At 43.9% G+C, this 14,574-nt stretch carries 16 protein-coding genes; all 16 read right to left on the bottom strand.

Translation table 11 applies throughout. From position 1 onward, the window contains the following. Window positions 1-15 precede the first annotated feature (15 nt). The gene (locus P0G38_RS08760; protein ID WP_005235941.1) at window positions 16-495 is read right to left on the bottom strand and encodes a DUF6530 family protein; all 480 of its coding nucleotides are present in this window, start codon (window positions 493-495) and stop codon (window positions 16-18) included. 189 nt (window positions 496-684) lie between these two features. Continuing rightward, complete coding sequence (locus P0G38_RS08755) at window positions 685-942, bottom strand: TfoX/Sxy family DNA transformation protein (protein ID WP_086295395.1); 258 nt, start codon at window positions 940-942, stop codon at window positions 685-687. Beyond that, the gene (locus P0G38_RS08750; protein ID WP_275855161.1) at window positions 935-1,477 is read right to left on the bottom strand and encodes a GNAT family N-acetyltransferase; all 543 of its coding nucleotides are present in this window, start codon (window positions 1,475-1,477) and stop codon (window positions 935-937) included. Before P0G38_RS08750 ends, P0G38_RS08755 begins: the two co-directional genes overlap by 8 nt. A 177-nt stretch (window positions 1,478-1,654) precedes the next feature. After that, entirely contained in the window at window positions 1,655-2,503 is an 849-nt protein-coding gene (locus tag P0G38_RS08745; protein ID WP_275855159.1) for a DegV family protein, read from the bottom strand. 93 nt (window positions 2,504-2,596) lie between these two features. Next, window positions 2,597-3,871: an LCP family protein gene (locus P0G38_RS08740; protein WP_275855157.1), complete on the bottom strand. Its 1,275-nt coding sequence runs from the start codon at window positions 3,869-3,871 to the stop codon at window positions 2,597-2,599. 117 nt (window positions 3,872-3,988) lie between these two features. Then, the gene (locus P0G38_RS08735; protein WP_005226093.1) at window positions 3,989-4,459 is read right to left on the bottom strand and encodes a GNAT family N-acetyltransferase; all 471 of its coding nucleotides are present in this window, start codon (window positions 4,457-4,459) and stop codon (window positions 3,989-3,991) included. Further along, a complete protein-coding gene (gene pheA / locus P0G38_RS08730; RefSeq protein ID WP_275855155.1) occupies window positions 4,434-5,315 on the bottom strand; it encodes a prephenate dehydratase in 882 nt (293 codons plus the stop codon). Before pheA ends, P0G38_RS08735 begins: the two co-directional genes overlap by 26 nt. Window position 5,316: 1 nt before the next feature. After that, window positions 5,317-5,823: a shikimate kinase gene (locus P0G38_RS08725; RefSeq protein ID WP_005226095.1), complete on the bottom strand. Its 507-nt coding sequence runs from the start codon at window positions 5,821-5,823 to the stop codon at window positions 5,317-5,319. After that, window positions 5,820-7,109 (bottom strand): 3-phosphoshikimate 1-carboxyvinyltransferase, encoded by a 1,290-nt coding sequence (aroA, locus tag P0G38_RS08720; protein WP_275855152.1) that lies wholly within the window; start codon window positions 7,107-7,109, stop codon window positions 5,820-5,822. Before aroA ends, P0G38_RS08725 begins: the two co-directional genes overlap by 4 nt. A 9-nt stretch (window positions 7,110-7,118) precedes the next feature. Further along, window positions 7,119-8,201: a prephenate dehydrogenase gene (locus P0G38_RS08715; RefSeq protein WP_275855149.1), complete on the bottom strand. Its 1,083-nt coding sequence runs from the start codon at window positions 8,199-8,201 to the stop codon at window positions 7,119-7,121. Between the two features lie 44 nt (window positions 8,202-8,245). Next, a complete protein-coding gene (aroC, locus tag P0G38_RS08710; protein ID WP_005226098.1) occupies window positions 8,246-9,412 on the bottom strand; it encodes a chorismate synthase in 1,167 nt (388 codons plus the stop codon). A 19-nt stretch (window positions 9,413-9,431) separates the two neighbouring features. Continuing rightward, window positions 9,432-10,487 (bottom strand): 3-dehydroquinate synthase, encoded by a 1,056-nt coding sequence (gene aroB / locus P0G38_RS08705; protein WP_015509713.1) that lies wholly within the window; start codon window positions 10,485-10,487, stop codon window positions 9,432-9,434. Between the two features lie 36 nt (window positions 10,488-10,523). After that, on the bottom strand, window positions 10,524-11,549 hold the full coding sequence (aroF, locus tag P0G38_RS08700) for a 3-deoxy-7-phosphoheptulonate synthase (RefSeq protein WP_275855146.1): 1,026 nt from the start codon (window positions 11,547-11,549) through the stop codon (window positions 10,524-10,526). Window positions 11,550-11,588: 39 nt separating this feature from the next. Continuing rightward, window positions 11,589-12,458, bottom strand: coding sequence for a shikimate dehydrogenase (locus P0G38_RS08695; RefSeq protein ID WP_015509715.1), 870 nt, complete (start codon window positions 12,456-12,458; stop codon window positions 11,589-11,591). Window positions 12,459-12,871: 413 nt separating this feature from the next. Further along, window positions 12,872-13,630, bottom strand: a complete 759-nt coding sequence (locus P0G38_RS08690) for an ABC transporter ATP-binding protein (protein ID WP_005226102.1) — start codon at window positions 13,628-13,630, stop codon at window positions 12,872-12,874. Further along, window positions 13,630-14,514 (bottom strand): ABC transporter permease, encoded by an 885-nt coding sequence (locus tag P0G38_RS08685; RefSeq protein ID WP_010748362.1) that lies wholly within the window; start codon window positions 14,512-14,514, stop codon window positions 13,630-13,632. Before P0G38_RS08685 ends, P0G38_RS08690 begins: the two co-directional genes overlap by 1 nt. Window positions 14,515-14,574: the final 60 nt, after the last annotated feature.

Below are 14,574 nucleotides of genomic sequence, written 5' to 3'. Positions count from 1 at the left end.
ACTCTGCTCCTTTTCTTAATAACCTAGCTCATCTAAAAGCCGTTTCAGGATTTTGAAGCGTTCGCCGTAAAGCTCGCCATCTTTTTGCAAGGAATCATAAAAAAGCAGAATGTCTTCATCGATTTTAGGATTTTCGGTGTCTACTTCAACCGTCATTCGATTTCCTTGTAGACCAATGATCTCGATCAACGGATTTTCAGGATCGTAAAACTTTTCATGGCGATAGGCTTCTTGAAAATACAAACTTGATTGCGCCACTAAGATTGCTAGATCTAAGATTCTAGTGAGGGGTAGTTCTTCTGACTGACGAGACCATTTTTCACCTGTATGGCGCCAAACCTTGCCTGAGATATCGACTTTTCCGCGATCATTCCATTGTGCTAATCCGAGGGAAAGGCCTTTTGCATCTGTATGTAACGCATTTTTTCCGTCAACAGTATCATAGTCTTCCACTTTAATGACGGGCTTATGTTTCAAGTTTTCTGGTATTTTCATTATTCTCACTCCTTGTTTAGTAAATTAGTAATTTACTAGATAGAGTAAGTATAATGAGGAAGCTGGTTTGTAACAAGCAAAAGGTCTTTTCAAGTAGCTAGGGACAGATGTCTATAGAAAAAGCACTTGATAAGAAGCATCTAAAAACAAACGCTCTTAAAAAGTGCTTTTTTACGGCGCATTACTTCACTAACTCAATTGATTGAAAAAATGGCGCAACGCTTGTTTTCTCTGATGTGTAAGCTGCGCTTTAGGAATGCCTTGGATCGCCCCTTCAATGCCGTAGAGCATATGCAAGCAAGCGCCCGCATCGCATTGTTGGCGGATAGCTAGAAAAACCTCTTCGACCGTTTTTGTGCGTAGTTGTTCAGGAGTATTGATGCCGATACGTACCAGGTGATCCGCTAAAACCTGACCTACATTTGGTAACTTTTGCAGTTCATTCATAGGTTTCTCCTTTTTGATTGTTGTCATCCTGCCCGTCTTCCTCTTGACGAACCAATGCATAGAGCTTCATATCGAACAGCTGCTGGTTTTTCTCCGCATGCTTTCGCAAGACGCCTTCTAACGTAAAACCTGCCTTTTCCAACACACGACAAGAGGAATAATTCTTAGCAAAAGATTCTGCAGACATACGAACAATAGTTGATGTAGTAAATACATAGTCACATAGTTGCTGAACAGCTTGGGTCATCAAGCCTTTTCCCCAATACTCTTGTGCAATAGAGTAGCCAATCTCAGCCGTTCTATAATGGATATTTTCTTTGCGAACAGCACGGATACTGCCGACTGCTCGGTCATCCACAGTGATCGCAAAGGCAAATTCTGCTTCCTCCACAGATCGAATATAGGCTTGTGCATCTGCGACCGTATAGGGGAATGGCAACCCATCTCGTAAATAATCGTGGATGTTTTGATTATTTAACGCATGGGCTAAATCTTGCGCATCGCTCATTTGCCACCTTCTTAAGGAACACTTCATAGCAATTCCTCCTTTGTCAGTCCTTCATTTTGATCCTATTGTACGAGTTTGTGTGATTTTTTACAAGCGAATCTCAAAAAAGCAGAAAAAAGGACCAGCTAGACAAACGTCTAACTGGTTCTTACATACAATGTCTTGAAAAGATAAAGGCGTGAATGAACATAGAAAAAATAATAATTATTGCGCTGAAATAGCGATCCCAATGGCTTTTTCTCCTAAATGCGTGCCGATAACTGGTCCGAAGTGACCAATCTCAATTTCTGCATTTGGGTATTTCGCTTGTAGCTTCGCTTTTTCTTCTTTCGCTACTTCTAAATTATTGGCGTGGATTACATAAAATTTAACAGGCAATGCGATTTCTTGCTCCCGTTGACCAATGATATCTTCTGCGCGATTGAATGCTTTTTTACTGGAACGAATGCGCTCGTAAAGCACAATTTTTCCTTGATCAAAGGTCAAGATCGGTTTGATTTTTAATAATCCGCCAATCAAGGCTGCCCCATTGGTTAAGCGACCGCCGCGAACCAAGTTATTCAAGTCGTCCACGATTAGATAGGCATAGGTATTGTCTCTGATAGTGTCCAGATGGGAAATGATCTCTTCTACGGTTTTGCCTTGACTTGATAGATCAAGAGCGGTTTCTACCATGTGGCCCATCGGCATACTTGTGATCTTCGAATCGTAAGGAATGATTTGAACGCCTTCGGTTTCATCGGTGATTCCATAAAGCGTTCCGATAAATCCAGAGATCCCGCTTGATAAGTGAATACTAATGATCGTGTCGTAACCGCGATCTTTCAATGACTCATATAAGGCTAACACTTCCCCTAATACCGGTTGAGAAGTGGTTGGGAATTCTTTGCTGTTTTTCAGCAAAGCGTAATACTCATCAGCTTCAATGTCGATACCTTCATTGTAGACTTTTCCATCTAAAATAACAGGAATCGGTATGATAAACAAATCTTCATGGTTTTTGATCCGTTCCGGCAGATAAGCTGTACTGTCAGTAACAACGGCTAATTTCATTCTTTTTCCTCGTTTCAACAAATTTCAAACGTCATTAATAATATAGCATAAATTTACTTACTTTCAAATGGTTTTCAGAACTTTTCATTCTGCTTACTCATTAAGAAAATTCCTGATCGCTTGTTGATTGGTTTCAAGATTGACGACTAACACACTTCCAGCACTCGCACTTGAACCGTATTGCCAAGAGTCAGCGACTGGGACAGTCAAGCTGTCGACTCCTCCCGCCCCTCGAGCAATCGAGAAGGTATTTTTTAATAGGAAAGACATTGGCAGGTTGGTGGAAGCATAGCCTAAGACTTTTCCTGCTGCATAAGGCAATTTTAAAATAGCTAAAGGATTTTTCATTTCGCTAAAGATCGCATCCATTACTTGCTGCTGTCGTCTTACACGACCGAAGTCACCTTCTTCGTCCATCCGAAAGCGTGCGTATTGCAACAGCTCAAGCCCATTCATTTGTTGTTGCCCTTGTTTGATGGCAACTTCAAGATTTTTACTCATATCTTTTTCCGCGTTGATAGCAACACCTGAGGGAAACAGTGTGTCGATCACTTTTTCAAAGGAACGAAAGTCAACTTTTGCATAATAGTTGGTTTCTAGCCCGAAGTTCTCCGCTAATGTTTGTCTGACTAAATCAGCACCACCAAAGGCATACGCCGCATTGATCTTGTTTTCGCCATAACCGGGAATCGTAACTAAAGTATCCCGCATAAAGGAAAGCAGCTTCGGTTGCTTACTGGGACCATCTAATTGCAAAACCATAATAGTGTCTGCGCGTCCAGCTTCTCCTTCACGACTATCACTACCGATGAGCAATATATTACGAGCACCATTTGCAGCGGCCGTACCATTAAAGGTCTCTTCATCAGTCGTAGCAAAAGCAGCGTCACTTCTTGCGACTTGCTGACCGACAAGAAAAGCAATCAATGAATAGGCAAAAAGCACCAATAGTACCCGAACCACAATACGCAGAACTGGGTGCTTCCGCTTTTTCTTTTGTTTGGGTTGCTTGCTCTTCTTAAGCTTTTGCGGTTTTTGTTTGCTTTGTTCCTGACCTTGATGCATCGCAGGTCCCTGAGCAGATAGCGGGGGGATTGCGCTTTTTCGTCCATCAGATTTTTTTATTCCTACTTGTGACTGTTTTCGGGAACTTTGAGCCGCACGAGGGTCGCTTGCCCTAGGATGCTCGGTGTTTTGAGACAAAATGTCTCTTACTGGCTCATCAGCAGACGAAGTAGAATCACTCGGTCTGACGCGCTGGTTTCTTCTTTTGGCTTCTCGGCGGGCAAAGATACTTTCTTTGGCTGCCTGACTGGATTCCTTTTCTAGCCGTTCATGCAGTTTTTTATTTTTTTCCATCCTGCTCATTGCTTCTGATCCTCCAACTAAAAAATAGCTCTCTGTCTATAAGGATACCCTAGACCTTATAGAAAGAAAGCTATTTTCTGAAATTTTAACCTTTTTCTAGGAAATTTCTTCATTTTTCTACCTTAGATGCTTTGATGCTCCTTGTCGTGTGCTCACAAATCCTGCTTGCTCATAAAATGATTTCACTTGATTTGCCGACCAAAAGTTTAGTGAGAGATCATCGAAGCCTTTTTCCAGCGCAACGTTTTCAGCAAATGCCAACAATTGTTTTCCAATATGCATCCCTTGGTACCGAGGGTCAACAGCGATCGCTGCAATTTCCAGCCACTTTCGTTCATGCATCATCGCATTTTGTGGCAAACGGACCTCTTGAAGATGCACAAAGCCACAAGGCTGTTCCGCCAACCAAGCGATAAAAAAGTGGTGGCTTGGCTCTTGCAGCTGCTGTGTGATTGCTTGTTCAAATCTTGACTGATCAAAGGGCTTAAAAATCGTTGGGTACCATTGATGGTGCTGCGTTTGGATCTCTTTATGAAACGTTGCTAAAAGTGTTTCATCTTGGCTAATTTTTATTTTGACTTGAGTCATATTTTGTCACTTCCTCAACAACATTTACCGAGTACACGCCGAGAAGATGGACGTGTCCACCCAACAACTGAATCTCTTCAAAGGCATTTACAATCAGTTGCCACGGTTTGTCCATCACCAGATCGATCACGAAAAAGTATTCCCCTAAGGTGGTTTTTGACGGTCGCGATTCAATTTTGCTTAAATCAATTTCTCGCCAGCCAAAGGTTGCTAAGATTTTGTGCAAGATTCCCGGGCGATTTGCTGGCAGCGTCACAAAAATCGTTGCTTTCTCGACGGTCTGCTCTGGTAATTGGGTGTTTGCTGCTTTCTTCGTCAAAACCCAAAAACGGGTTTGATTAAAGGCAACATCTTGAATATTGGTTTCTTTGATCGTTAACTGATAAGCCAAAGCGGCTTCTTTGGAAGCAATCGCCGCAACTGCTTCTTCTGGATGTTTTGCTACGTACGCTGCTGCAGTCGTTGTGGAAGCAACCGCCTCAACAGTAGCTCCAGCAAATCGGGCTTCGATGAAGTCGGCACATTGAGCCAAGGCTTGCGGATGAGAAATTATCTTAGTGATGGGACGGTAGTCTTTTGCTGTTTGCTGAGAAACTAACAATTGATGATTGATCGGTAAAATAATTTCCTGTTCGATGCTCAATTGATTTTGACGAAACAGTGTATCAATAGTGGCATGAACGGACCCTTCTAATGAGTTCTCGTTCGGAACGACCGCACGATCGATCACACCGTTAGCTAGCGCTTGAATACAAAGTGGAATCGATCCATAAGGGATACAGGCATTTTCTGGATACGCTTCTTGCGCAGCTAAATGCGTAAAGGAACTTTTCGGTCCTAAATAACCAATCTTCATTTTATGCACCTGCTTTGATCAAAATTTCCTGTACGATTTCTTCTGGTGTTTTGTTCGTCGTTTCAACGATCAATGAAGCAGTTTCTTCATAAAGAGGAATCCGAGGACGGTAAACAGCCAATATTTCTTCTGGTGATTTTGAGACGACTAAGGGACGAATGCTGCCAGTATCCGCCTTTAAGCGATGGATCAGTTCCTCGGGATCTGTTTTTAAATACACGACGAGCGGCATCTCTTTTAAAAGCTGACGATTTTCTTCTTTTAATACGATGCCCCCACCAGTGGAAATAATTTGTTCCTTTGCCAAAGTTTTAGCTAAAATATCCGTTTCGATTTTGCGAAAGGCTTCCTCACCGTGTTGATCGAAAAAGTCTTGAATGGTCATGCCGATCTCAGCAACGATCAAGTCATCAAAATCCACATGAGACTGTTTCGTTTCTTCAGCCAAAAGACGACCAATCGTGGTTTTTCCAGCACCCATAAAGCCAATTAATATCACTTTTTTCACTCGCTGTTTCCTCCTTTAGCCAAACGTGCGACATCCTCAAAAAAATCAGGATAAGAAACTGCTACGGCTTCGGCTTTTTCTAATTCTACCTCTTCATCTGTCAATAAGGCGGCAATTTGCAGCATCATGCCGATGCGATGGTCCCCCCGACTTGACACACGTCCGCCATGCAAAGGGGTTGGACCGTTGATGATCAACCCGTCCTCGGTGGGAGTGATGTCCGCTCCTAGTTTTGTCAACTCTTCGGCAGTTGCATCGATTCGGTTGGTTTCTTTTACTTTTAGTTCTTCCGCATCTTTGATCACCGTTTTGCCATGCGCCTGCGTGGCTAACAACGCAATGATCGGCAATTCATCGATCAAGCGTGGGATAATATCGCCAGCGATGGTTACTGCCTGCAAGGTAGAACTTTGAACGGTAAGGTCAGCTGATTGATTCTGATCGTCTTGATTAGAAAAAGCAATCGAAGCACCCATCTCCTCTAGCACGTCAAGAATTCCTGTACGAGTGGGGTTGATCCCGACATTTTTTAAAACGATCTCACTTTCTGGCATAATCGCGCCAGCTGTTAAGAAAAAGGCAGCGGAGGAAATATCACCGGGAACAACTACTTCTTGTCCTTGGAGTGTTTGAGGTCCCGTCACAGTGATCGTTTTGCCTTGTGTTGTGATGACACCACCGAATTGACGGATCATTTCTTCGGTGTGGTTGCGGCTTGTTTCTTTTTCAATGATCGTAGATGTACCTTGTGCTTGTAGTGCCGCAAAAATCAGCGCTGATTTTACTTGAGCACTTGCTACGGGCATCTGATAATTGATGGGATGTAATGAAGCCGTGCCATTGATGGTGATCGGTGGGAACTCCGTCTGTTCATGCCCTCTCACATTGGCACCCATTTCTCTTAATGGCAGCATCACGCGATTCATTGGTCGTCTATTCAATGAGTCATCACCGAATAAGGTAGTTGTAAATGGCTGTCCAGCCAAAATCCCCATCATTAGACGAATCGTTGTACCAGAATTACCGATATCGATTGGTTCGTGGGCAGGCTTAAGGCTATTGAAGCCCTGTCCTTCAATCGTGATCGTCTGACCGTCATCATGGATCGGAACCCCTAATGATTGAAATGCATGAAGGGTGCTATAGCAGTCTTCTCCACGTAAGAAATTTCGGACAGTCGTTGTTCCTTCAGCTAACGCCCCGAACATGATACTGCGATGCGAGATCGATTTGTCAGCAGGGACCGCTATCGTCCCTTTTAAATGTGTTGCTTTTTTTAGTTTCATCCCAGCCTCCTATTTTTTTCGACACGAATAGGTCGTCTTGTTTTGGATCAGCTGCTCTGCTTGCAGCAAATCATTTTGCGTTTTGAATGAAATCTGTAAAACACCAATGATGTCTTCTCGAGTTTCAAGAATTTTTAAGTTGATCAAAGAGAGCTGATGTTCGCTCAATAGCCCCGTCACTTCAGCGACAACACCGGGATGATCCGGTACATCGATGAATAGATCATAGAATGCCGGAATCGCGCCATTTTGATGAACCGGCAATTGATCCCGTGTTTCCTTCGCGGATTCAAAGAACCGAAAGATCGCCCGTTCGTCTTTTTCCTGCAACCAGTGAGCCATGGTCGTCATTTGTTTTTGCCACTCATCGATCAGCTGCAGTAGTTCCTGTCGATTACTCAATAAGATATCGGTCCACATGCGAGGATCTGAAGAAGCGATGCGAGTGATATCGCGAAAACCGCCTGCTGCAAGTTGTTGCGCTCTGGGGTGGGCTTGGTTGAAAGCGTCTGCCTGATTGACTAATCCAGAAGCAATAATATGGGGCAAATGGCTCAACATCCCTGTGATTTGATCATGCTCTTTTGGCGCAAGCGCCACATATTTGGCTCTGGTGCCGCGAAAAAGCTCTTGCAGCTCTTCCATCCGCTGACTTTTCGTCGGTGTGAAGATATAGTAAGCATTCTCGAAAAGGTTCTCATCGGCTGCTGTGATCCCTGATTTATGAGAGCCAGCCATCGGATGGCCCCCAATAAAATCAAAGGAAAAGGACTCGGCGAATTGGGTGATTTCCGCTTTGGTACTGCCGGTGTCTGTTACTAGCACCGAAGGCTTTAATGAAAGTACCCCCAGTTCGGCAAGATATTTTTTGGTGATCTCTACCGGCAATGCCAACAAAATCACGTCGGCACGGACAGCACCTTCAGAAAATGAAGGGGGCACTTCGTCTACTAAACTTGTTGCTAATGCGATCTCATTGGTTTCCTGACAATCCCAGCCCATCAAATACACTTGCGGATGTGCCTTTTTGATACATTTTGCTAAGGAAGCGCCGATCAATCCTAGACCGGCGACAAAGATATTTTGGTTCATGAAAAGAATCCTCATTTCTACTGGAATTTTTGCTGGTTCTTTAATCAGTAGGTTAACAAGTATTCTCGATACGCTTGAACAGATGCAGTCAATTCTGCGAATGAATCACTTGGGAACTTTTCTAATAGTTCATTGGCCACCACTGTCGCCACCACACTCTCACAAACAACACTGGCTGCTGGTACAGCGGTGCTATCTGAGCGTTCGACGCTTGCTTTATACGGTTCTTTGCTGTCGATATCCACACTTTGCAACGGCTTGTACAAGGTCGGGATCGGCTTCATAACACCACGAACCACGATTGGTTCACCGTTCGTCATGCCGCCTTCAAACCCGCCAAGGTTGTTGCTGCGACGGGTATAGCCTCGTTGTTCGTCCCATAAAATCTCATCCATGACTTTGGAACCTGGCAAAACACCAGCCTCAAAGCCAACGCCGAACTCAGCACCTTTAAAGGCATTGATGCTGACCACGGCTTGGGCGATTTTCGCATCAAGTTTTTTGTCCCATTGCACGTAACTGCCTAAACCAGCAGGAACGCCGCCAACAAGTACTTCCACTACACCGCCGATCGTATCGCCATTTTTCTTCGTTTGATCGATCAGCTGCTTGATTTCTTCTTCGACTGACGGATCTAACACCCTTACTTCTGAAGCTTCAGAGCGTTCTGCGATTTCTTTGACGGTCAACCCTTCAGGAATTTCCGCTTTGATGCCGCCTAACATTGTTACATGACCCGCCACATCGATGCCAAGCTCCTTTAAAATTTTCTTCGCGATTGCTCCGATGGCTACCCGCATGGTCGTTTCACGAGCAGATGAGCGTTCCAAAACGTTTCGTAAATCTTGATGATGGTATTTCATGCCACCGACTAAGTCAGCATGACCAGGTCTTGGTCGTGCCACTCGTCGTAGTTTGCGGTCTTTTTCTGGTACCTCTTCGATCGCCATGACCTTGGTCCAGTTTTTCCAATCTTTGTTCTCAACCACTAAAGTCACAGGAGAGCCTAGTGTTTTTCCATGACGGATACCCGAAGTGATACGGACTTGGTCTTTTTCAATCAGCATCCGTCCCCCACGGCCATAGCCGGTTTGTCGTCTCGCTAATTCAAAATTAATGTCTTCTGCTGTTAATGGCAATCCTGCCGGTAAACCTTCGATAATGGCGGTCAACTCTGGTCCATGTGATTCGCCTGCTGTAATATAACGCATGATCCGTTACCTTCCTTTCTTATAATAGGTAGTCTTTGATTTTTTCAGTCGGGATCGTCACGATTTTCGCCTGTCCGATCGCTTCTAATAGAATAATCTTCAATTGTTGCCCGCGGGCTTTTTTATCATGAGTAATTGCTTGGTATAATTGCTCTTTATCTATTTCACTTGGTGTGATCGGCAAATGAAACTTCTCAACCATTTCTGTAAGCTGCTGGGTCGTACCTTTTGGTGTTAATCCGATGGCTTCTGCATGACGGGTGATCATGATCATCCCCATTGCAACCCCTTCGCCATGACTGGTGTCAAATGCGGCTGTTCTTTCTAAGCCATGCCCGATCGTATGACCGAAGTTCAGTGTCAGACGACTGCCATGATCAAAAGGATCTTCTTCTACTACTTTTTGTTTTACCTTTAAAGAAGCAGTGATTACTTTCTCAGCATGTGCCAAAAGATCGACTTCATCTTTCAAACCTGCTAACGTTTGCCAAAGCTCAGGATCTGCAATAGCGGCTGACTTGATGATTTCAGCAATGCCTTCTTGGACGCGTTTGAGGGGCAAACTTGTAAGTAAATCTGGATCGATCATCACACCGGCTGGTTGTGCAAATGTCCCGACGAGATTCTTGGCACTGCCAGTATTTACAGCTGTTTTTCCGCCGATACTTGAATCGACCTGTGCCAATAACGTCGTTGGAATCTGCAAGAAATCAATGCCGCGCATATAAGTAGAAGCAACAAATCCTCCAAGATCACCAATCACACCGCCACCAAGGGCAATGATCCCATCGCTTCTGGTCATTCCGAGTTGGGCAAGACCATCATATAAATTAGCTGCTTGCTCTAGTGATTTGCTTTTTTCGCCAGCTGGTACGACTAACAGTGTTGCCTCAAACCCTGCAGCGGTTAAGGAATCGACGATTTGTCCGCCATACAGGGGTGCGACGTTGCTGTCTGTAATGACGGCAATACGCTGTTTGTCCCACAACTGTTGCACCCAGGTTCCGACTTTTTGAAACGCCCCTCGTTTGATGAGGATATCATAGGAATGTTCTTCTAAATGAATGTGTAACATTGATTTTTGCACCTCTTTTATTGGTTGTCTTGACGCTTAGTCTTGCAACGCTTTGATTTCTTTCATCGCTTTTTCCATGATATGGACTTCTTTCATCATGTTCATGTACGTTTTTTCATTAAGTGATTGAGGACCATCAGACCAAGCATTGGCTGGATCTGGATGGATCTCAACGATCATCCCATCGGCGCCAGCAGCAACACCCGCTCTAGCCATAGGCGGTACGAGATCCCAGATACCTGTTCCATGACTAGGATCAACGATGATTGGGAAGTGGCTCAGTTTTTTGATGATTGGTACCGCACTTAGATCAAAGGTATTACGGGTTGCTGTTTCGTAAGTTCGGATCCCACGTTCAATGAAAATCACTTCACTTTTATCTTGAACGGCGATGTATTCCGCTGCATTCAACCATTCGTCGATCGTGCCAGAGATGCCTCGTTTAAGGCCAATTGGTTTCCCAGTTTTCCCAACGGAAGCTAGCAATTTGAAGTTTTGCATGTTCCGAGCACCAATCTGCAAAATATCACTGTATTCCGCAACCATATCGATATGTCCTTCGTCCATGACTTCTGTGATGACTTTCATGCCCGTTTCATCCGCTGCTTGACGAATGTATTTTAGCCCTTCTTCTTCCAGCCCTTGGAATGCGTATGGCGACGTGCGTGGTTTGAAGGCACCACCACGTAAGATTTGTGCACCACCAGCTTTAGCGATTCGGGCACATTCACGAATTTGGTCTAAGCCTTCAATCGAACATGGACCAGCCATCGTAACAAAGTTGCCGTCACCGATTTTCACGCCATCTACATCCACAACCGTATCTTGCGGATGGAACTCACGAGAGGTCAATTTGTAGGTGTTTGAGATCCGAATGGCATCTTCGACACCCTCATAGCTGCGAAAAGCAACATCTTGGATGCGGCGGGTATCCCCTTTTAAGCCGATAACGACCTGTTCTTTTCCTTGGTTGACTTGAACATCTAAGCCTTCTTTTTTGATTCTTGTTACAACAACTTCAACTTGTTCTGGCGTAGCGCCTGGTTTCATAATTACGATCATTTTTTCTTCCTACTTTCGTTTTTTTCTGTTTTTTATTTTTTACATGGATTCGATGAGTGCTTTGACTTTTTCAACAGGCATCGCTTTGCCAGTCCAAAGTTCAAATGCGGCTGCACCTTGATAGAGTAGCATGCTTAAGCCGTTTGCAGTTTTGGCGCCGACTGCTTTCGCATCTTTCAAAAGCTGCGTTTCTCTTGGATTATAGATGACATCATAGACAGCTAATGATTCCCGCAGGAGTGTTTTATCTTTCAGAGGACTTACGGTATCATTTGGTTTCATTCCCACGCCCGTGGCATTTACCAATAAGCTGCTTTGATCGATGGCTGTTTTTAAAGCCATCTGATCTTCTAAGTCGGTTAAGGTAATTTCACAAGCTGTTTTTTGTGCAATCTGTGTTAATTTTTCTTGGATGATTGGATAAAACTCATCCTTGCGGTTAAAGACATGGATCGTTTTGACGCCGTCTAGTGCGGCTTGGCTAATGATCGCTGTCGCCGCTCCACCAGCTCCAATCACCGTCATGGTGTCGCCAATGATGGATACTTGAATGTCCTCAAGAGCTCGCATAAAGCCGATGCCGTCTGTATTGTGCCCAATCAAGCGACCTTCTTGATTGACGATCGTATTGATTGCGCCGATCAACTCGGCTGCTGGTGAACATTCATCCATCAGCGCTACAGCCGCCATTTTATGAGGCATCGATAAATTGACACCTAAGAGGTCCAACTGACGGATGCTTTGGATACTAGCGGCTAAATCATCCGGCTCAACATCAAAGGCCAGATACACGGCGTCGATCCCTTGTTCTTCAAAAGAAAGATTGTGCATCGCTGGAGAGATGCTGTGTTTGGCTGGTTTGGCAAATAGTGCCGCCAACCGTGTGTGTCCGGTTATCATTTGTTTCATCTGGTTCATTCCTTTCAACAAAAAAAGATGTCCACCGTAAATTTAAGAATCTACAGTGAACACCTTCAAACATTACATAACGACAGAGCCGATATGTGAATATAAAAAATAGCCACTATAGATTTTACGATCTACGTGGCTGCGAATTCATTACGAAATGCTCTAGCCATCATAGATACAAACTTAGCGTTTGTACCCATGCCTTCATGAATACAAACCTATCTAAAATAGCTAAAGTAATATTTATTCAGTTGTGTGGGGTTCGTTAGCAATAATTTTTGCATAGTCGTTCGCTCCAAACTGATGTAAGATTGACCTAAGTATAGGTTTAACTTTGAAAGATGTCAATGATTTTTTCTTATTTTTTTCATTTATTTGATTGTTTTTTTTGAAAACACTGTTCTATCAAGGGTTTATAAGTCATCCTCAAAGAACAATAATAGTTCAGGTAAGCTTAATTGCGCTTTTTCCTCTGCTGAAAGATCTTTGACGATCTCCCCTTTTCTGAGCAGGATCAAGCGGTCTCCGTATTTTAATGCATCTTCCATCCGATGGGTGATCATTAGACAGGTCAGGTTTTGTTCTTCCACGCGTTTTGCAGTGATTTGCATCAGCTGTTTGGAGGTCTTTGGATCTAACGCAGCCGTATGTTCATCTAGCAACAACAGTTTTGGAGTTTGGATCGTTGCCATCAATAAACTTAGTGCCTGTCGTTGACCACCAGATAAACTGCCCGTTGGCGTATCCAAATGATTTTCCAACCCGTTGCCGATTTCTTTACAAAGTGCAAAGAACATTTCCCTTTGTCCTTGGAGTTGTCGAAGACCAAGTGACCGTTTTTGCCCTCTTTTTTGGGCTAACAGCAGATTTTCTGCCACTGTCATACGGGGAGCAGTGCCCATTTTCGGATCTTGGAAAACCCGCGCCAAAAAGCGTGCGCGTTTTTCTTCCGAAAGTGTAGTCACATTTTGATCATCGATCATCACTTGCCCACTCGTCAAGGGCATGGTGCCTGAGATGCAGTTGAATAACGTGCTTTTGCCGGCGCCGTTTCCTCCAACGACCGTGACAAATTCTCCTGGCTTTAAAGAAAGATCGATTTTATTCAAGAGTACTTTTTTCTCATTTGGTCCGTTGCCGACAACTTTAAAGGCTTTTTTTAAGGCTAACATTATTCGTCCTCCGTTTCAAAACCAGTGCGTAGATGCAAGGCTTGTTTAAATTGAGGGATCAACAAGCAGATCGTCAAGACGATTGCAGAGAAGATCTTCAAGTAGGTCGTATCAAATCCAGCTTTGATCACAAATAGGATCAATAATTGGTAAATAATGCTGCCGATCACAATAGCGATCAAACGTTCCAGCAAGGTCAGTTCCCCGTATAACACTTCACCAATGATGATTGACGCCAGTCCGATAACGATCACACCGATACCTTTGCTTATGTCGGCATAGCCGTCATTTTGCGCAATCAATGCGCCTGAGAGTGCGATCACGCCATTGGAGACGATCAATCCAATGATTTTCATTCGATCGGTATTGATCCCCATCGATTTTGCCATATGCTCATTATCACCTGTAGCGATGTAAGCTTGACCCAAATTTGTATGGAAAAAGTAAACCAAGACGCCCCCGATCAACAAGACCATGATCAATCCAATGATCACCGTATCATAATAATTCGGTAAATTCATTCTAGTAAAAAAATCTTGAATTTTCGGTTGGTTTAATAAAGAGAGGTTGGGTGAGCGCATCACAAACAGCATGACCGAGTTCAATGAAGACATCACCAAGATTCCAGCTAAAATCACGGGAATTTTGCCTTTTGTATAAAGAAGTCCTGTCACACAGCCCGCACACATCCCAGCCAATACTCCTAAACAAGTCGCTAAGACGGGCGACACCCCATGGGTGATCGCTGTCACACAGACAGCACCGCCTAACGGAAAGGACCCTTCCGTCGTCATATCCGGGAAATTTAAAATTCGATAGGTCATAAAAATCCCTAATCCCAGGATTCCCCAAAGTAGTCCTTGCCCTATTGCTGAAACAATCATCATTCTTCCTCCATATTCTTACAAGTTTTCTCTTTCAAGACCCTCTCGATGATCGCAGGT

Source organism: Enterococcus casseliflavus, from assembly GCF_029215545.1.
Classification (GTDB): Bacteria; Bacillota; Bacilli; order Lactobacillales; family Enterococcaceae; genus Enterococcus_D; species Enterococcus_D casseliflavus.
This window is presented reverse-complemented; position numbering and strand designations above follow the sequence as displayed.